This is a genomic window from Streptomyces sp. Q2 (genome assembly GCF_056820935.1).
In genome coordinates this window covers 211,903-229,284 of sequence record NZ_JBXEJE010000006.1, presented here as the reverse complement: position 1 = coordinate 229,284, position 17,382 = coordinate 211,903, and the positions used below count along the sequence as shown (strand labels likewise).

Annotated in this window: 11 protein-coding genes and 4 pseudogenes; 8 read left to right on the top strand and 7 right to left on the bottom strand. The window is 69.6% G+C overall.

Features of this window, described 5'->3' with window-relative positions; genetic code table 11:
* Positions 1 to 20: 20 nt before the first annotated feature.
* Positions 21 to 358 (top strand): annotated as a pseudogene (locus ACWBNA_RS09180) (MFS transporter); the annotation flags it as partial.
* 319 nt (positions 359 to 677) lie between these two features.
* Here ACWBNA_RS09180 and ACWBNA_RS09175 read toward each other — a convergent pair.
* Positions 678 to 1,550, bottom strand: a complete 873-nt coding sequence (locus ACWBNA_RS09175) for an alpha/beta fold hydrolase (RefSeq protein WP_482703737.1) — start codon at positions 1,548 to 1,550, stop codon at positions 678 to 680.
* Between the two features lie 64 nt (positions 1,551 to 1,614).
* Between ACWBNA_RS09175 and ACWBNA_RS09170 the strand changes: the two genes are divergently transcribed.
* Positions 1,615 to 2,220 (top strand): CGNR zinc finger domain-containing protein, encoded by a 606-nt coding sequence (locus tag ACWBNA_RS09170; RefSeq protein ID WP_482703736.1) that lies wholly within the window; start codon positions 1,615 to 1,617, stop codon positions 2,218 to 2,220.
* A gap of 221 nt (positions 2,221 to 2,441) precedes the next feature.
* The gene (locus ACWBNA_RS09165) at positions 2,442 to 3,014 is read left to right on the top strand and encodes a TetR/AcrR family transcriptional regulator (RefSeq protein WP_482703734.1); all 573 of its coding nucleotides are present in this window, start codon (positions 2,442 to 2,444) and stop codon (positions 3,012 to 3,014) included.
* 244 nt (positions 3,015 to 3,258) lie between these two features.
* Here ACWBNA_RS09165 and ACWBNA_RS09160 read toward each other — a convergent pair whose 3' ends face one another.
* Together ACWBNA_RS09160 and ACWBNA_RS09155 are read right to left on the bottom strand one after the other, a co-directional pair.
* On the bottom strand, positions 3,259 to 3,450 hold the full coding sequence (locus ACWBNA_RS09160; RefSeq protein WP_482703769.1) for a hypothetical protein: 192 nt from the start codon (positions 3,448 to 3,450) through the stop codon (positions 3,259 to 3,261).
* 112 nt (positions 3,451 to 3,562) lie between these two features.
* Positions 3,563 to 3,829, bottom strand: a pseudogene (locus ACWBNA_RS09155) (alpha/beta fold hydrolase); the annotation flags it as partial.
* 359 nt (positions 3,830 to 4,188) lie between these two features.
* Between ACWBNA_RS09155 and ACWBNA_RS09150 the strand changes: the two are divergent.
* Positions 4,189 to 5,658, top strand: a complete 1,470-nt coding sequence (locus ACWBNA_RS09150; protein ID WP_482703733.1) for an amidase — start codon at positions 4,189 to 4,191, stop codon at positions 5,656 to 5,658.
* Between the two features lie 90 nt (positions 5,659 to 5,748).
* Positions 5,749 to 6,996 carry an NADH:flavin oxidoreductase/NADH oxidase family protein gene (locus ACWBNA_RS09145; RefSeq protein ID WP_482703732.1) on the top strand — a complete coding sequence of 416 codons (1,248 nt, stop codon included), beginning with the start codon at positions 5,749 to 5,751 and terminating at the stop codon, positions 6,994 to 6,996.
* Positions 6,997 to 7,297: 301 nt separating this feature from the next.
* Here ACWBNA_RS09145 and ACWBNA_RS09140 read toward each other — a convergent pair.
* Together ACWBNA_RS09140 and ACWBNA_RS09135 are read right to left on the bottom strand one after the other, a co-directional pair.
* Positions 7,298 to 8,056 (bottom strand): annotated as a pseudogene (locus ACWBNA_RS09140) (nuclear transport factor 2 family protein); the annotation flags it as partial.
* Positions 8,057 to 8,086: 30 nt separating this feature from the next.
* Positions 8,087 to 9,025 (bottom strand): annotated as a pseudogene (locus ACWBNA_RS09135) (NADP-dependent oxidoreductase); the annotation flags it as partial.
* A gap of 340 nt (positions 9,026 to 9,365) precedes the next feature.
* On the opposite strand from ACWBNA_RS09135, the gene ACWBNA_RS09130 reads away from it, so the two are divergent.
* The gene (locus ACWBNA_RS09130) at positions 9,366 to 10,325 is read left to right on the top strand and encodes a GlxA family transcriptional regulator (protein WP_482703731.1); all 960 of its coding nucleotides are present in this window, start codon (positions 9,366 to 9,368) and stop codon (positions 10,323 to 10,325) included.
* 316 nt (positions 10,326 to 10,641) lie between these two features.
* Here the strand turns inward: ACWBNA_RS09130 and ACWBNA_RS09125 are convergent, their stop codons facing one another.
* Positions 10,642 to 13,413 (bottom strand): helix-turn-helix transcriptional regulator, encoded by a 2,772-nt coding sequence (locus ACWBNA_RS09125; RefSeq protein ID WP_482703730.1) that lies wholly within the window; start codon positions 13,411 to 13,413, stop codon positions 10,642 to 10,644.
* Positions 13,414 to 14,102: 689 nt separating this feature from the next.
* Between ACWBNA_RS09125 and ACWBNA_RS09120 the strand changes: the two genes are divergently transcribed.
* Both ACWBNA_RS09120 and ACWBNA_RS09115 read left to right on the top strand, forming a co-directional pair.
* Positions 14,103 to 14,849, top strand: a complete 747-nt coding sequence (locus tag ACWBNA_RS09120; RefSeq protein ID WP_482703729.1) for a response regulator — start codon at positions 14,103 to 14,105, stop codon at positions 14,847 to 14,849.
* Between the two features lie 116 nt (positions 14,850 to 14,965).
* The gene (locus ACWBNA_RS09115; protein WP_482703728.1) at positions 14,966 to 16,417 is read left to right on the top strand and encodes an MFS transporter; all 1,452 of its coding nucleotides are present in this window, start codon (positions 14,966 to 14,968) and stop codon (positions 16,415 to 16,417) included.
* A gap of 227 nt (positions 16,418 to 16,644) precedes the next feature.
* On the opposite strand, the gene ACWBNA_RS09110 is transcribed toward ACWBNA_RS09115, so the two are convergent.
* Positions 16,645 to 17,229 (bottom strand): GtrA domain-containing protein, encoded by a 585-nt coding sequence (locus ACWBNA_RS09110; protein ID WP_482703727.1) that lies wholly within the window; start codon positions 17,227 to 17,229, stop codon positions 16,645 to 16,647.
* Between the last annotated feature and the right edge of the window lie 153 nt (positions 17,230 to 17,382).

The following is a 17,382-nucleotide window of genomic DNA, read 5'->3' as shown; positions in this document are numbered from 1 at the left end:
CGTCTGCCCAGGGGAACGTCATGAAACAGCACGGCAAGCAACCGGCTCGGGTCGGCGGCGCCTTCTGGGCCGTGGTCATCACCAGCGCGGCCGGATTCATCACCGCGCTCGACAACCTGATCGTCACCACCGCCCTCCCCTCCATCCGCGAGGACCTCGGCGGCGGTCTGGAGGACCTCGAGTGGACGGTGAGCGCCTACACCCTCACCTTCGCGGCCTGCTGATGTTCGGCGCTTCTCTCGGCGACCGCTTCGGCCGGCGAAGACTGTTCGCCATCGGGCTCGGGATCTTCACCGCGGCCTCGGCCGCGGCCGCCCTCGCACCGGGAATGGCCGAACTGATCGCCGCGCGTGCGGCGTAGGGCGTCGGGGCCGCGATGGGTCGGTGCCGGTGCGGTCGCCCTGGCGGCGGCCCTGGCCTTGCTGATGCCCCAGAAGCGCAAGGCCGATGGCCCCGCTGCCGGCCTTGCCGCGGGAGGTGCTCCAGCCGGCGTCACGTTCGCGACCTGAAGCCCGGACCGAGGGGCGGCCCAGCCGGATACGGCGGGGCCGCCCCTCGGCCTGTCCCGCCTTCCAGACCGGTTCGCCGTGCACCGTGGTCAGAGCCCCTCGGACAGCGCGCCCCTCGGGCCGGCGCTCGACCGGCTGAGGGGCACCGCCTCCGCCACCGAGGTGGGCTCACCCGCTCGTCTTGCCGGCCAGGAAGGGCCCCAGATGCCCCAACAGCGCCTCCGGTTGCTCCTCCGGGATGAAGTGGCCGCACTCAGGGATCTCCGCACCGGTGACGTCGTCCGCGTAGCCCCGCCAGATCTCCAGTGTCGGCAGGCGGGCAGGCAGCCCCGCGGAACCCCACAGCGCCAGCAGCGGCATGGTGAGGCGGCGGCCTTCGGAGGCGTCGATGTCGTCGAGCGCGGTGTCCTCCTCCATGGCGCGGTAGTCGTCGAGGCTCGCGCGCAGGGCGCCCGGGCGGGAGAACGCACGGACGTAGCCGTCGACCGCGTCGGCTGTGATTCCGTGGCGGTTGTAGGTCCACCGCTCGAAGAAGTACTCCAGATACCCGCGGATGTCGTGCCCCACCAGGCGTTCGGGCAGATCGGGCTGCATGTGGAACAGCCAGTGCCAGTACCCGGAGGCGAGCGAGGCGTCCAGGCGGCGGAACATCTCCCGGGTGGGAACGATGTCGAGCACGGCCAGCCGCTCCACCTGGTCCGGGCGGTCCAGCGCCCAGCGGTGCCCCACGCGGGCGCCGCGGTCGTGGCCCACGACCATGGCCCGTTCAAAGCCGAGTGCCTCGACGAGACCTGCCATGTCGGCGGCCATGCGCCGCTTGTCGTAACCGGTGGTGGGCTTGTCGCTCAGGCCGTATCCGCGCAGGTCCGGCGCTACAACCGTGTAGCCGGCGGCGAGATCCGCCAGTACCGGCCGCCAGCAGTCGGAGGTCTGCGGCCAGCCGTGGAGCAGGACGAGCAGAGGTCCGGACCCGGCTCGGGCGTAGTGCAGGCGAACCCCGTCCACCTGCGTCACCCCGGTTGCCACTGTCGGCTGTCCCATGGATGCGCCTTCCTGACGTCAGCTAACCGTCTTAGACGGTTAAGCTAACGTGCACAATGGGGGCGTGGCAACGGACGACATGTGGATCTGGGACGGCGGACGGGTCTGCCTGGACTTCGTCAACACCCTGCGAAGCCGCTGGAGAACCACTCCGGAGGAGACACTGCGAGGACCGGACAACCTGACGGACTGGCTCCGGGAGGCATGTCTGCTCGCACCGGGGACCACCGAGCCCGCCACGGCAGCCCTTCTCGCGTCCGCCCGACGGCTGCGCGAGGCCGTCGACCGGGCCGTACTGGCGGTCGCCGACGGCCGACTGCCCGCGTCCGACGACGTGACGCTGCTCAACCGATCGGCAGCGGCCGCCCCCGGACCCGCCCTGCAACTCGTCATCACCGACGACCGCCTGGAGCCCGCCGGCGCCACGACCCTCGCCGCCGACCCCGCACTCGCTCTGGCGCTCATCGCCCAGGACGCCATCGAGCTGCTTCTGTCCGCCGAGATCCGGCGCGTACGCGTCTGCGGAGCGGACCGCTGCGCACTGCGTTTCCTGGACCGCTCCCCCGCCCGCAACCGCCGCTGGTGCTCCATGTCCCGCTGTGGAAACCGCACCAAGGTCCGCCTCCATCAGGCACGTACACGACAGAGCGGCCGGATGACGGAAAGCTGACGGAGGAGTGCTGCGGGCGCTCCGGGCGGCGTTGCCGTCCAGTGCCCGGCGGGAGACTCACCCCTCACCGGCGAGGACGGCACGACCCACCTGCGGTCGAGTGCCCACCTCGGGGTGTAAGCCCTGCACATTGCCTCGCAGGCATAATATTATATACGTCAGACCATAGGCTAAGCTTGGATCACAGGGCAACGGCCTTACATTGCGACGGGAGGCGGCTTGTGGCGCGCTACGCCAAGGAGCACAAGCAGGTGACGCGGCAACGGATCATCGAGAAGGCCGGCCACCGATTCAAGCAGGACGGCATCGACGGCTCGGGCATCTCGACACTGATGGCGGACGCCGGGCTCACCAACGGAGCGTTCTACGCCCACTTCGCCTCGAAGGACGACCTCGTCGCCAACGTCGTCGCCGCTGAACTGCGCTCGCAGATCAAGAGCTACGACACGCTGCGACCCGGCCGAGAGGGACTCGAGGACTTCGTACGCGGCTACCTGTCGCCCGAGCACCGCGACCACCCCAGCACCGGATGCCCCTCCGCGGCACTGCTCGACGAGATCGGCCGCTGCGCGGACGGGACCAAGCAGGCCTACACCGAGGGCGCTACGGCCACCATGGAAGAGATCGCCGCCCGTTTGGCGCCCGCGGATCCCCAGTCCGCTCGAGGCAAGGCCATCGGGCTCTTCGCCATGATGGTGGGGACGCTGCAACTGTCCCGCGCTCTCTCCGACCGCGAGTTCGCCGACGAGGTCCTTGAGCAGGGAATCGAGAACGCCCTGACGTTCATTCGCTGAGTGGAGCGGCCGAGTCGCACGGTGTGGTGGTGGACGTGGTGGTCGACCTCTGCCGGGCGAGGGCGAGGGCATTGAGCCGAGCCCGGATGCGATCACCGTTCCGCGCGTCCGGGCACGGCCACTCGCCGCCTCGTGTTGACGGGCGTCGATCACTCCGGCTACTCGGGCCTCTCCGGCCCGGAGAAGTCTCCAACGGGACGACGGAGAGGTCCGGGGACTGTGCGAGTCCCCAGCAGTGGATGGCCTAGAGCTGGGCGAAGTACGACGTGAGGGAGATCGCCTCGTCCCGGTCGTGAGTGCGCTCCTTGAGGCGGGCCAGGAACTGCTTTCCGGCTCGGCGCCCGGCCGCGGTGCGGGTGAAGAAGAGGAACTGCTTCGGGTCCTGGAGGGTGAACAGGGCTCGGACGGTGTCGAGGTGGGACAACAACCGGCTCACGTTCTTGATGCCCTCGCCACCCGCGGGGCCGGTGCCCGTGAGGATCAGACCTGCGGACGAGCTGCGGTTCGTCCTGCGCGATCACCTGCGCGATCACCTGGGCGATCATGCCGCCCAACGAGACGCCGTGGATTTCGACGTTCCGGAGCCCGAACCCCTGGATGAAGGTGACAGCATCCTTGGCCATCTTCTCGATGGTCTGTGGCGTCGAGCCACTGGAAGCGCCGACACCCCTGTCGTCGAAGGCGATGACGCGACGCTTGGCGGCGATGCCGTCGACGCCCCGGGGGTCACAGTTGTCGAGGACCGCGGCGAGGTGGGCGATGAAGACCACCGGGACACCGGTCCGCGCGCCGACGTCGCGGTAGGCGAAGGTCATTCCCCCGGCGGTGAGGTGCGGGTGGGCGCCTTCCTGTACGACGCCACCACGTCGCCTCGCACTTGTTGTGCGTCGTTCACGGCCGTGCCCTTCCGCATGGGGTTTGCGGACTGTGACTGCAGTCGGTTCGGTCGACGGCAGGACGCCTGCAGCACTCCACAAGGCTTGCGCCACCCCCGGGTTCACTCACATCAGGGCAGGCCAGAGTGGCACCTGACCGCGGAACCACAGGAGGGGAGGGGGCTAGAAATTAGCTTATGGTCATAATAGCATGATCGCTCTCCCTTCAGGGATCAGGGGACCGTCCCCCTCTCGACCTCTCGGCCCGCCGAATCACGCATACAGAAACGAGGCCCTCCGTGCGTGACCTCCCATTCCAGTCAGCCGCAGACCAGTTGAGTGCGCTGGCCTCGGGCGAGGTGTCGAGTGAGGAACTGCTCGACGTCTACCTGAGCCGCATCGACGCCCACAACGCGACGCTCAACGCGATCGTCACCCTTGACGTCCAACGAGCGCGGCAGGACGCCAGGAATGCCGATGCGAAACGCGCGAGTGGGGCAGAACTCGGCCCGCTGCACGGTCTGCCGATCACGCTGAAGGACAGCTACGAGACCGCTGGTCTGCGGACCGTCTGCGGTCGGCCTCACCTCAGGGAATACGTGCCCGACCAGGACGCCGAGGCAGTGCGACGGCTGCGTGCCGCGGGTGCGGTGATCATCGGCAAGACCAACATGCCCGCGGGAAACCAGGACGTCCAGGCGGACAACCCGGTGTTCGGGCCCACGTTGAACCCGTGGAACACCGCACGCACGTCCGGAGGCTCCGCAGGGGGTGGTGCCGTGGCTACAGCCGCAGGGCTGACCGCTTTCGACTTCGGCTCGGAAATCGGCGGATCCACCCGGATCCCGGCACACTTCAACGGCCTCTACGGACACAAGGCGACCTGGCGGTCCATCCCGCTCATCGGCCACGTGCCGGGCGGACCCGGTGTCGGGCGGTGGGGGGAGATCGACCTCGCCTGTGCGGGGGCCCAGGTGCGCGAGGCGCGCGACCTTGTCCCCGTCCTCCACGCGACGGTAGGACCGCCCGAGCGCGACGGCGGTTTCAGCTACACCCTCGCGCCACCCAGGGCGAGCCAGCTGGACGGCTTCCGGGTCGCGGTATGGCCCGAGGACGCGTCGTGCCCTGTCGACCACGACGTCGCCACAGCCATGGACGACGCCCTGAACGCCCTCAAGGCGGCCGGCGCGAAGGTCGAGTTGCGGCCCTCCGGCCTGCCCGATGACATGACGACCAGTCATGACAGCTTCCTGCGCCTGCTCTTCGGTGCGTTCACCTACGACCGATCCGGCCTGACAGCGGCCTCCAACACGGCGCTCCTCGCGCGTGTTGCCCAGCATCCTCGTGGAGAGGCGCTGTACGCCTTGCGAGGAACCTTCCAGTCCCACTACAGCTGGCTCCAGGCGGATGTGGCACGCCATGAGCTGCGGCAACGGTGGACCGAGTTCTTCCGGGACTTCGATGTCCTCCTCATGCCGGTCACACCGACCACGGCACCGCCTCATCACAACAAACCGATCGACAGGTTCGGACGCCGGATCCAGGTCGACGAGCGGTCTCGCCCCTACTGGGACCAGGTCAAGTGGAGCGCCATCGCCAACGTGGCCGGCTCTCCGGCGACGACCATCCCCGTGCGAACCGGCCGAGACGGTCTGCCTGTCGGGCTCCAGGCGATGGGTCCGAGCGGCGGCGACCTCACCACCATCAAGTTCGCCGAGCTCCTCGGCCGAGAACTCGAGGGCTACCAGCCCCCGCCGGCCTTCCTGTGACGATCCACCGCCCCGCACCGCCCCGCACTGCCCCGAACCCGGCCCCCCAGACAACCCGGCCAGGCGTCAACCACACCGAAGAAGGCCCCGATGAACACGCTGGACACGCCCCTCACTCTCCCGAACGGCCAGATACTGCCCAACCGTCTGATGAAGTCGGCGCTCAGCGAGGCCCTGGGAAGCAAGAACAACGCACCCGACGAACGCCTCAGCCGTCTGTACTCCACGTGGAGCCGTGGCGGCTATGGCCTCATGATCACCGGCAACGTCATGGTCGATCGCGGACAGCTCGGTGAGCCGGGCAACATCGTCATCGAAGACGAGCGTGATCTCGACGCACTCTCGCGCTGGGCCAAATCAGCCCAGGACTTCGGCGGTGCGATCTGGGCACAGCTCAACCACCCCGGACGCCAAGCCAACCCCTTGGCACTCGGACACACGCCGGTGGCCCCCAGCCCGATCCCGCCGAAACTGCCCGGAGCCACGACGCCGCGCGAACTGCGACCGGCAGAGATCGAGGAGATCATCGAGCGCTTCGCCACGGCCGCGGCCGTGTGCGAGTCAGCCGGCTTCAACGGCGTACAGGTGCAAGCGGCCCACGGGTATCTCATCTCGCAGTTCCTGTCACCTCTGTCCAACCGGCGCGACGACGACTGGGGCGGCGACCTCGAGCGGCGGATGCGTTTCGGCCTCGAGGTCGTCCGCCGCATCCGCGGCCGCGTCAGGCCCAGCTTCGCAGTGGGCATCAAACTCAACTCGGCGGACTTCCAGCGGGGCGGATTCACCGAGGCCGAGTCCCAGGCCGTGCTGGCCGCACTCGCCCACGAGGGCGTCGACCTCATCGAGGTCAGCGGCGGTAGTTACGAGTCCATGGCCATGAGCGGCTCGGCGGCCCCCAGCACCAGGGCACGCGAGGCGTACTTCCTGGAATACGCCCGCACTGTCCGCAACCTCGTGGGCGGTATCCCAGTCGCCGTCACAGGCGGATTCCGCACCCGCGATGCCATGCAGCAAGCCGTGCGGGCCGGCGAGTGCGACGTGGTCGGCATCGGTCGGCCGACGATCACCACGCCGGACGCGGCCCGGCTCATCCTCGAAGGGCAGACCGAGGCACTCACGGCACACCAGGTGCGCTACGGCATGAGGAACCTGCTGGGCAAAGTCGCCGACCTCAAGGCCCTGGACGGGGTACTGGACATCAGCTGGCACACCGACCAGATACACCGCCTCGGGAACGGCCTGCGCCCCGACCTGAATCGCGGCAGCCTCGCCGCCACCGTCGCCATGGTTCGACGAAACGGGCGAACCTCGTTCCGCGCCAAGCGAGGCGGCTCATGAGCGCCTGACGTTTCCACAGGACGGAGCCTCACTGAGCCCGCCTCGGCCTTGGCGGACGGGAATGAGCGCACTCCCCTCCAGGCCCAGTCACTCCGCGGCGCCGGCCTGCAGGTCGGCGGGGGCCGCGGGATCCGGCCGGGGAACAGCACGTCCCGAAACGGCCCACAGGACTCCGGAGTGGTCAGGCCTGCCACCTGGCTGTGCACTGGTCCCGGCCGTCGCACGAGCCATCGCGTCGGGGCGAAGATCAGTTGCGGGCGCTGCCCAGGGTCGTAGCGCGACCGCTACGACCCGGTGGACGTCAGAACATCGTGTTGTCGTTGGCGGAGGTCTCCGGCACGTCCTGCATGGCGTCCCAGTGCTCGACGATCTTTCCGTCCCTGACCCGGAAGAGGTCGAGGACCGCCCGGCCGCGCTCGCCCGGTGTGTTGACGTAGTGGCTGTGGACGGCCACCAGGTCACCCTCGGCGATGACCCGCTTCGGCGTCAGGCTCAGCTGCGGGAACTGCTCGAAGTACGCGCCCAGTCCGGCCTTCACGCCCGCCACGCCGTCGGGGATGTTCGGGCTGTGCTGGTGGTACTCGGAGCCCACGAAGGCGTCGACGGCGGACAGATCCCTGCGGACCAGGAGCTGGTCGACGAACGCGGTGACCAGCTTCTTGTTGTACGCGGTGAACCACCGCTGCTCCGGCGCCTCGGTCTGCGGCCGACTGAGGGTGGAGAACATGTCGTTGCCGTTGGCCGTGGTCGCCGGCACCTCCTGGATGATGTCCCAGTGCTCGGCGATCTTCCCGTCCTGGAAGCGGAAGATGTCGAAGACGGCCGTCCCGGGGGTGCCGGGTACCAGCACGCCACGGGAGTGCAGGAGCACCAGGTCGCCCTCGGACACGACCCGCAACACGTCGTACTTGGCGTCCGGGAACTGCTGTCGCATCGCGGCGCCGAAGGCCTTCATGGCCTCGGGGCCGTCGGGGGCGAGCGGGTTGTGCTGGATGTAGTCCGGCCGTACGTGGCGGTCGATGGCGGTCGTGTCGCTCCCGTCGAAGACGGCCGTGAGGGTTTGGACGGCGATCTGCGTCTTCACTGTCCCTTCCACGGTGAGCACGATCTTGCCGGTGGTGCGGCCGGTCTCGCCCAGGGCGTGGGCCTTTGCGGCCTCGGCGAGCGGGAAGGTGGCCTCGATGTGGGCGCGCAGGGCGCCGGTTTCCACCAGGTCGGCGATGGCCTGCATGCCGGCGCGGTCGGCCTCGACGAGGAGACTCTCGTAGCGGATGCCCCGCGCGGCGATGTCAGCCAGTTCGTCGGGGTCGATGGGTACCGGAAGGATCGAGACGAGGGTGCCGCCCGGCCGCAGCACGGCGAGGGAGCGGGCGCGGGCGGCGGTGTCCAGCGAGACCGGGTCGAGGACGACGTCGATGTCCTTGACGGCGTCGGCGATGTCGACCGTGTGGTAGTCGATGGCCTCGTCCACTCCCAGGGAACGCAGGAAGTCGTGCTTGGCGGCGCTGGCGGTGCCGATGACGTACGCGCCGCGGGACTTGGCGATCTGCACGGCGAGATGGCCGACGCCGCCGGCGGCCGCGTGGATGAAGACGCGCTGCCCTGGCTGGACATCGGCGGTGTCGACGAGTGCCTGGTAGGCGGTCAGGGCCGCGAGCGGGAGCGCACCGGCCTGGACGTGGTCGGTACCGGCGGGCTTGTGCACGAAGGCGCGGGCCGGGCCGGTCACGTACTCGGCGTGGGAGCCGACCCCGTGCGGGTAGGGCAGCATGCCGAAGACCTCGTCGCCCGGCTTGAACAGGGTGACGCCGGTACCGACGGCCTCGACGACTCCGGAGACGTCCCAGCCCAGGATGAGGGGCAGGTCGTTGGCGGTCATGGGCTGAGCGCGGTTCCACCAGTCGGTCGGGTTGACCCCGGCCGCGCGGACCGCGATCAGGATCTCACTCAACCCCGGCTCGGGCCTGGGCAGTTCGACCTCCTTGAGCACCTCGGGAGAACCGTGGGAGTCCTGGCGGATGGCACGCATCGTGGCGGTACTGGAATTTGTCATGCGTCCAGCGTCGCTGCCCGCCACTCCCGGGCACCATGGCATGAATGCCAACTTTCGACGGGATCACGCCACGGTATCCGTCGTCGCACACCGAAGCCCTTGCGGGCATCGGCGCCGTCGGGGGTCAGCGGGTGGTGCAAGGGTGCGACGGCGGACGGGTGCGGCGGTTCACGGCGCCACCCTTTCCGGACTCGGCGAGAACATGGAGGCCTTGATGTGTGGCGCGCAGGGCGGCGCAGCGCGTGATGCGTCCAGCGCGCCTGCTGTCACCGTCCGATATCATGGCATGAATTCCATCTTTCGACGGGATCACGTCATGGCATCCGTTCACCGAGTCGTCGTTCTGGCCATCGACGGTGTGTACCCCTTCGAACTGGGCATTCCCAGCCGGGTCTTCGGGGCCACAGGCGGCCGCTACAAGGTCCTCACGTGCAGCGTCGACGGGCGCCCGGTCCGCACCAACTCCGACTTCTCGATCACTGTCGAGCACGGCCCGGAGGCGCTGTCCACGGCCGACACCGTCGTCATCCCGCCCTTCACCGCCACCGACGTCACGGCGGAGATCCCGCAGGCCGTGGTCCAGGCGCTCGCGTCCGTGACCCCAGGCACCCGCCTGGTTTCGATCTGCACCGGCGCCTTCGTCCTCGCCGCCGCCGGGCTCCTCGACGGCCGGCCGGCCACCACCCACTGGATGGTCGCGGACCTCTTCCGCGCACGCTTCCCACAGGTCGCACTCGATCCGGACGTTCTGTTCATCGACGACGGTGACGTGCTGACCTCGGCCGGTGCCGCCTCCGGGCTCGACGTCTGCCTGCACATCATCCGCAAGGACCATGGCAGTGAAGTCGCCAACCAGGTGGCCCGCATGTGTGTCGTCCCCCCGTGGCGCGAGGGAGGCCAGGCGCAGTACATCCAGCACCCGGTACCCGAGGCCACAGCCAGCGGAACGTCCACAGCCCGCCAGTGGGCCCTGGAGAACCTCCACGAGCCCATGACCCTGACGGACCTCGCCGAGCACTCCCACATGAGCCTGCGCACCTTCGCCCGCCGCTTCACCGAAGAGGTGGGCATGAGCCCGGGACGCTGGCTGATCCAGCAGCGCGTCGACCGGGCACGGCACCTCCTGGAAACCACCGACCTGCCGGTGGACGAGATCGCCGGCCAAGTCGGCTTCGGCGGCGGCACATCGCTACGAGAACACCTGCATGCCGTCATCGGCGTCTCACCGCTCGCCTACCGGCGCACCTTCCGCGGGGCCCTGTCCCCCGCGCACTGAGAACCCCCCGGCGCCTACAACTCCGCTGACACGGCGATGAATCGGCACACCGCTTGAACCACCCACACCGCAGTCATTCCTCGCCAGAGCCGACGGCCGCGAGGCCTTGACGGCGACAGCCAGGCCTACGGCCACATCTCCCTGATGTCCTGGGTTCGCCGCATTTCTCGCCTTCACGAGCTTCGAAGCGGCGGACTACCACCGCAAGGAACGAGGGGTGGCCATCCGCACGCTTGCAGGCCATCTGGGTGGACCTGATACAGCGGGTGCCCCAACTCCAGGGACCATGACGGAGATCGAGGACACCGGCCGCCGGTCACCCCATCAGACGCAGCCCGTCCTCGAAGTCGATGCGCGCGAGGTCGGAGCGCGAGACGATACCGAGCTTGGGGAACACGTTGGCCAGATGATGGCCCACCGTACGGGGACTGATCAGCAGCTGTGCCCCGATCTCCCGGTTGGTGAGTCCCTCCGCGGCCAGCCGTACGACTCTGAACTCCTGCGCCGTGAGGGTCGTTGGCGTGTCCCGTGCCTGCTCGGAGTCCCGGCGCGGTTGCTGCCCCGTCAGCTCCTGTTCGGCCCGGGTGCGGGCGAGCAAGGGAGCCGCGTCGAGCCGTCGGAAGGTCTCCGCCGCTTCGGCCAGCTGTGCCCGGGCCTCGGTACGACGGCGGGACCGCCGCAGCCACTCGCCGTACAGCAGGCGCGTGCGGGCGTGGTTGAAGGGTCGAGACGCGGCTCCGGGGACCTCCAGCGCAAGCCGGAACTGCTTCTCCGCATCCGCTCGGGACGCCAGCAGGGCGTGGACCAGGTGTGTCGCGGAGATCGCCCACGGTGCGTTGGTCCGTTCGGCCCACCGCCGCAGCAGCCGTGCCTGTTCCTCGGCGGTGACCCGCTGCCCGGCCTGGAGGGCGGCCTCGACGGTGTCCTGCGCGGCGAGCACGGCGATGGTGGGGTGTGCCGCCTGGTGCCCGTCCTCGTCCAGCCGGACCAGGCGGTCCAGGGCCTCCTCCCCCCGGCCGGCGAAGAGCGCCGTCATACCAAGGCTCCACTCCGCGTTGGCGCTGAAGACACGCACCCCGCGCGGCACCCAGTCATGGATGGTCCGGGCGGCGAAGTCTGCGACGGTCTGCTCATCGCCTCGCACGGCCGCCAGCCATCCCAGACCGGCGCTGCACTGCGCCGTCAAGTGGTCGTCACCGATCCCCTCGGCCACTTGGAGTCCCTCGAGGGCGTTCGCCGTGGCCGAAGTCCAGGAGCCTTGCGCGATGTCGAGCGCCACGGTCTGGGCCAGCGCCTGGGTCAGGGCGGTCATCTGGTCCGTGTGCCGCAGCGCGTCGGTTTCCCGGCGGAGCGCCTCCTGCAGGGCGGACTCGATGCCCCAGGCCACCGCCAGCGGTGACGGTGGCATCAGGAGCCAGGAACTGCCGCTGAGCCGGGTGAGGATGTCAGCGCCGAGGCTCCCGACCTGGTTCGGGTCATGGGCGCCGCCGCCCCGTTCCTGCGTCCACCATTGGCGCAGCAACGGCAGCAGATCGGCGTTGGGGAAGTCGTGTTGCGGGAGCCGCCGCTCGAGCCGATGGAGCGCCTCGCGCTGAAGTGCGCCGTGACCGGCCGCCCACGCCGCTCGCAGCGCCATGCTGCCGAGCCTGAACGCCTGTCCGGGATCGACCACTCGTTCCATGTCCCGGGTCAGCTGACGGCAGGCGTTTTCCAGATCGCCGTGCGCGAACTCGATCAGCCCGCGCAGCCCCTCGCTGAGATCCGCGACCGTGGATGCGGAGGAGGCCCCTTCGGCCCGCTCCAGCATGTGCCGCGCCACATCGACGTGGCCTGCCTCCCAGGCCGCTCTGGCTCCGTGAGCCAGCCGTCTGGCCGCGTTGTCCGTCGAGGGGGACAGTTTCGCCGCACGCCGCAGGGCTCGGGCCGCCGTGGCACAGCCACCGCGCGCCCAGGACCGGTGGGCCGACTCCTCCAGCAGCCGGGCCACCTCCTCGTCGAGTCGGCCCACCGCTTCCAAAGCCGCGGCGAGGTGCCACGGGCGCAGCTCGTCGGCGTTCTCACCGGTCAGTACGGAGGCGAGCGCATGATGCACGGCCTGGCGGTTCACGGGCGGCGCCTGCTCGTAGACCACCGCCTCCATCAGCTGGTGGCGGAAGCAGATCCGGCCGTCCGCGCGCGTGGTGAGCAGGCCCGAGTGCAGCGCCTCGTCCCACGCGACTGCGTCGAAGCCGAGCACAAGTCCGGCCTGGTACAGGGTGTTTCGATCGCTACGGTCATCGGCGGCGGCGAGAAGGAGTGCGGTGCGGGCAGGCGCGGACAACTTTTCGATCCGGGCGCGGAAGGCACGGCGCAGGCGGGGTCCGACGGCGATCCGCTCATCGGCGAGAGGGTGCGTCGAGATGTCGCCGGCCGCCACGGAGGGGGTCAGTTCCTGGAGTGCGAGGGGATTTCCGGCTGCCGCGCGGATCGTGCGGCGGATCACCGCCTCGTCCGCGTGCGGAGCGACGGCACGGGCCAGGAGCCGTGCGTCCTCGTCGCCCAGCTCCCTGACCTCCATGGCCGCCAGTTTCTCCCAGGGGCCGTCGACAGGGTCGTCGTGTCCGGTGAGGAGCAAGACCACGGGCTCGTTGCGCAGTCGGCGCGCGACGAAGGCCAGACACTGTGCGGACGGCTCATCCAGCCATTGGGCGTCGTCGGCGACGATGAGCACCGGCCGTTCCCTGGCCAGCTCGCCGACGAGCGTCAGCACGGCCACGCCGATCAGGAACCGGTCCGCCATGTCGTTGCTGGTACCCAGCGCCCCGTTCAAGGCGTTGGCCTGCGGCTGCGGGAGCATGCTGATCCGATCCGTCACCGGCCACAGCATTTCGTGCAGAGCGGCGAAGGCCAGCCCCGACTCAAGACGAGTGCCCCCGCATCTCAGGACGGTGAAGTCCACGGCGGCTGACTCGGCCACGTATTCCAGCAGGGCGGTCTTGCCGATGCCGGGGTCCCCCCACAACACCAGTGTTGCCCCGTCGCCTTGCCGAGCACCGTCAAGGATCCGGTCAAGCGCTGTCTGCTCCGGGCGCCGTCCATATAGGTCCATTTGCTTGAAATCTTAAGGGGCTGCTGTCGTCCCGAGCCACTTCCGGTACCCGCGTTCCACGAGATTTGGCAGTTCCGTGACCGATACGGCGACGGATCCGCTGCCGTCCTTCCATCAGTAGCGTCGGAAACGTGATCAGCGCCTTCGCGAAACCGCGCTACGCCGTCGACCCGACCACCGGAGGCATCAGCCAGCAAGGAGAAGTACGCCGCTGACGCCGTCATCCGCGACGACCGCGAGAAGCCGGACGTCCCCCGTACACACCCCCCGTCGGGCCTGGTCGGTCTCAATGCCCTGTCGCGTTGGGCCCGCGCCGCCGGGGCCGACCGCCACCCCGCACACCGAGGGCGACGTGGCAGGCCTCACCCAGGGCTCCAGCTCGCCGTCCAGCGCATCATCCAGAAGTCCTGACGAACATCGTCCAGTGCGCCGCCCCGGACACCGCGGCGCACGTCATCGTCACCCCCGTGCTCGACGCGGTAGACGTCACCGCCGAGGACACCGGAAACCGTCGTGCACCTCACGCGTGGACGGCCATGACGGCGGCGACCAGAGGCCGTTCGGTCCACGCGAGCGGACCGCCTCCGCAAAGGAGGGTTCGCCGCGGGCCCCAACTCCCGCGGCGACCGGACCGTCCCTCCCCTTCTCGTCCCCACCCACCCCCACCACCGCCCACACGGAGACTTGGCATGACCACCGTTCTCATCGTCGACGACCACGCCCTGCAGCGCTTCGGCTTCCGGATGCTTCTGGAACAGCATCCCGATCTGACCGTGGTGGGCGAGGCCGCCCACGGCGCCGAAGCGGTCCGCAAAACCGCCGAACTGCGCCCCGACGTCGTGCTCATGGACGTACGCATGCCCGGCATGGACGGCATCGAGGCCACCCGCCGCATCGTCGAGTCCGGAGGCCGCTCCCACGTTCTGGTCCTGACCACCTTCGACATCGACGAGCACGCGTACGACGCCCTGCGCGCCGGCGCCAAGGGCTTTCTGCTGAAGGACGCGCTGCCCGACGCGCTCGTCGCCGGTATCCGGTCCGTGGCCGCCGGGGACGTGGTCATCGCCCCCGGCCTGACTCGCGAGCTCATCGACGTCTTCTCCGACCGGCTGGCCGGCCGCACCCCCAAGCAACAGCGGCAGCTCACCTCCCTGCCCCAGCGCCAACGCGAATCCCTGACCCAGCGCGAGCGCGAGGTGCTGACCGCCATCGCCTCCGGCTGGAGCAACGTCGAGATCGGCGAACGACTGTCGTTGGCCGAATCCACCGTGAAGACCCACGTCAGCCACATCCTCGCCAAGATCGGCGCCCGCGACCGCGTCCAGGCCGTGATCTTCGCCTACGACACCGGACTGGTCAGACCCGCACGGCCGGCACCGCCGCGCCCGGTCAGGGCCGACCGCAGAGGTCCTGACGCTCTGCCCGCAGCCGGCTGAGTCCAGTCGCGCGGGGATCCGGACTCAGCCCGCCGCTGACGGGGCTCGGCTTCACGCCGAGCACCGTCAGCGTCATCCAAATGATCGCTTACCGACCCAGTCCGTCAAGGGAAGTCATGGAACAGCAAAGCCAGCAACCGGCCCGGGGCGGCAGCGCCGTGTGGGCCGTGGTCATCACCAGCGTGGCGGGATTCATCACCGCGCTCGACAACCTGATCGTCACCACCGCTCTGCCCTCCATCCGCGAGGACCTCGGCGGCGGCCTTGAAGAGCTCGAGTGGACGGTGAGCGCGTACACACTCACCTTCTCCGTGCTGATGATGTTGGGCGCTTCCCTGGGTGACCGTTTCGGCCGCCGACGGCTGTTCGTCCTCGGGCTGGGCATCTTCACCGCCGCGTCCGCCGCGGCCGCGCTCGCCCCGGGCATGAACGAACTGATCGCCGCCCGCGCGGTGCAGGGCTTCGGCGCCGCGATCATCACCCCGCTCACCCTGACCCTGCTGTCGGCCGCCGTCCCGGCCGAGCGGCGGGGTGTCGCCTTCGGCATCTGGGGCGCGGCCAGCGGCATCGCCGTCGCCATGGGACCACTCATCGGCGGCGCGCTCACCGAGCACCTCTCCTGGCAGTGGATCTTCTGGGTGAACGTTCCGACCGGCCTGGCGCTGATACCGCTGGCCGTGCTGCGCCTGGATGAGAGCCATGGCCGCAACCCGAGCCTGGACCTGCCCGGCACGTTTCTGGCCAGCGGCGGTCTGTTCGGCATCGTCTACGCCCTGGTCCGCGGCAACGCCGAGGGCTGGACCAGCGCCCCGGTCCTGGGCGGCCTGATCGGCGGCGCCCTCCTGCTGGTCGCCTTCGTCGCCTGGGAACAGCGCGCCAGCCACCCGATGCTGCCGATGCGCCTGTTCCGCCACCCCTCCTTCAGCGCCATCAACGCCGCCAGCCTGCTGATGTTCCTGGGCATGTTCGGATCGATCTTCCTGCTCAGCCAGTACCTGCAGACGGTCGGCGGCTACTCGCCGATGGAAGCCGGCGTGCGGATGCTGCCCTGGACCGCCATGCCCATGATCGCCGGACCGCTCGCAGGGGCGCTGTCCGACCGCATCGGCGGCGGACCGGTCGTCGCGGTGGGGCTCGCCCTGCAGGCCGTGGGCCTGGGGCTCTGGGCGCTGGCCGTCGAGCCGCAGGTGTCGTACACCGCTCTGCTGCCGGCATTGATCGTCTGCGGGATCGGCATGGGCATGTTCTTCGCCCCAACCGCCAGCCTCGTCATGAGCACCGTCCACCCGGAGGAAGAGGGCATCGCCTCCGGCGCCAACAACGCCATCCGCGAGGTCGGCGGCGCCATCGGCGTCGCGTCCCTGGCGGCCATTTTCTCCGCCCAGGGAGGCTACGAGTCCGCTTCCCGGTTCGTGGACGGACTGATCCCGGCGCTCTGGTTCGGCGCCGGTGCGCTCGTCGTGGCGGCGGCGCTGGCGTTCCTGGTGCCCAGCCGACGCAAGACCGGCGGCCCGGCTGCCGACCTGGACCCAGGAGATGCTCCGGCCGGCACCCCAGCCCCCGCCTGAGCTTCGCGCCCCGTCCAGCACGCCCCGCGCCTGCGCCGTCGAGGGCATCCGGTCCGTCGTCGATGGACAGAGCCATGCCTGGCATACACCGGATCGTGTGGCTCACCCGCCGATGGCAGTGGCCCTCCGGCTCGAAACGCGGGCCCGCGCCTCCGAGCGCGGGCCCGCGCGATCCCCGACCCCACGGGCCGGCATTCCGCTCGGCGCCCAGCCGCCGGACTTTTCACTCACAGCGCCGGTACCGGGAAGAGCAAGGACACCTTGGCGCCAGCTTCCCGTACCGGCGCCGGGCTCATGGCCCGCACCGTGGTCCGGGTCCGGCCACCGGCGAAGACGAACACCCGCAGCACCAGGAAGCGCCCGATGCCGGCGAGTGCGGCGGCGGTGAGGTAGACGACCTGCTCGTAGAGAACTCCGGCCGACGGCTGCACGAGGTGCAGGACGAGTACCGCGGCGGAGGTCACCACGTAGGCGGCCGTGGCCGATCCCGCGGACTGCCAGTGCTGGCGCCATCCGGCATGCCCTGTCCCGAAGGTGAAGCGTGCGTGGAGCTCCGTACTGAGGAGAGTCGAGGCGACGGTGATCACAGCGTTCGCCACAGCCCAGGGCATCAGTCCCGCGAGCCCTGCCACGGCAGTACTGGACGCGACCCCGACACCACCGCCGAACAGGACGAACCGGGCGAAGGAGCCGAGGGGACCGGGGGCGCTCTGGTTCCGTCGCGCCGCGGCCGTGTCGGTGCCCGTCCGTTCCGCACCCAGCGCCTCGTCCGCTGCCCCAGGCGTCGGCTTCGACAAGACCAGCGACTCCATGGGAAGTCCCTTTCGACTGAGAGAGATGCTGGGCTTCTTCGGCCGGCGGGTTCACAGGACGCTGCGTCCGCACGCTCGTTGAGCCTTTTACATTACGACCCTACGACAATAAGCAGGGGGCAAGTCCGCGAACAAGGGTCCGACCAAGATTGA

Bases quoted from the DNA above. Each gene is read 5' to 3' on its own strand.
- ACWBNA_RS09175 (WP_482703737.1), bottom strand. From the start codon at position 1,550: ATGGGACAGCCGACAGTGGCAACCGGGGTGACGCAGGTGGACGGGGTT.
- ACWBNA_RS09145 (WP_482703732.1), top strand. From the start codon at position 5,749: ATGAACACGCTGGACACGCCCCTCACTCTCCCGAACGGCCAGATACTG.
- ACWBNA_RS09130 (WP_482703731.1), top strand. From the start codon at position 9,366: ATGGCATCCGTTCACCGAGTCGTCGTTCTGGCCATCGACGGTGTGTAC.
- ACWBNA_RS09125 (WP_482703730.1), bottom strand. From the start codon at position 13,413: ATGGACCTATATGGACGGCGCCCGGAGCAGACAGCGCTTGACCGGATC.
- ACWBNA_RS09120 (WP_482703729.1), top strand. From the start codon at position 14,103: ATGACCACCGTTCTCATCGTCGACGACCACGCCCTGCAGCGCTTCGGC.
- ACWBNA_RS09115 (WP_482703728.1), top strand. From the start codon at position 14,966: ATGGAACAGCAAAGCCAGCAACCGGCCCGGGGCGGCAGCGCCGTGTGG.
- ACWBNA_RS09110 (WP_482703727.1), bottom strand. From the start codon at position 17,229: ATGGAGTCGCTGGTCTTGTCGAAGCCGACGCCTGGGGCAGCGGACGAG.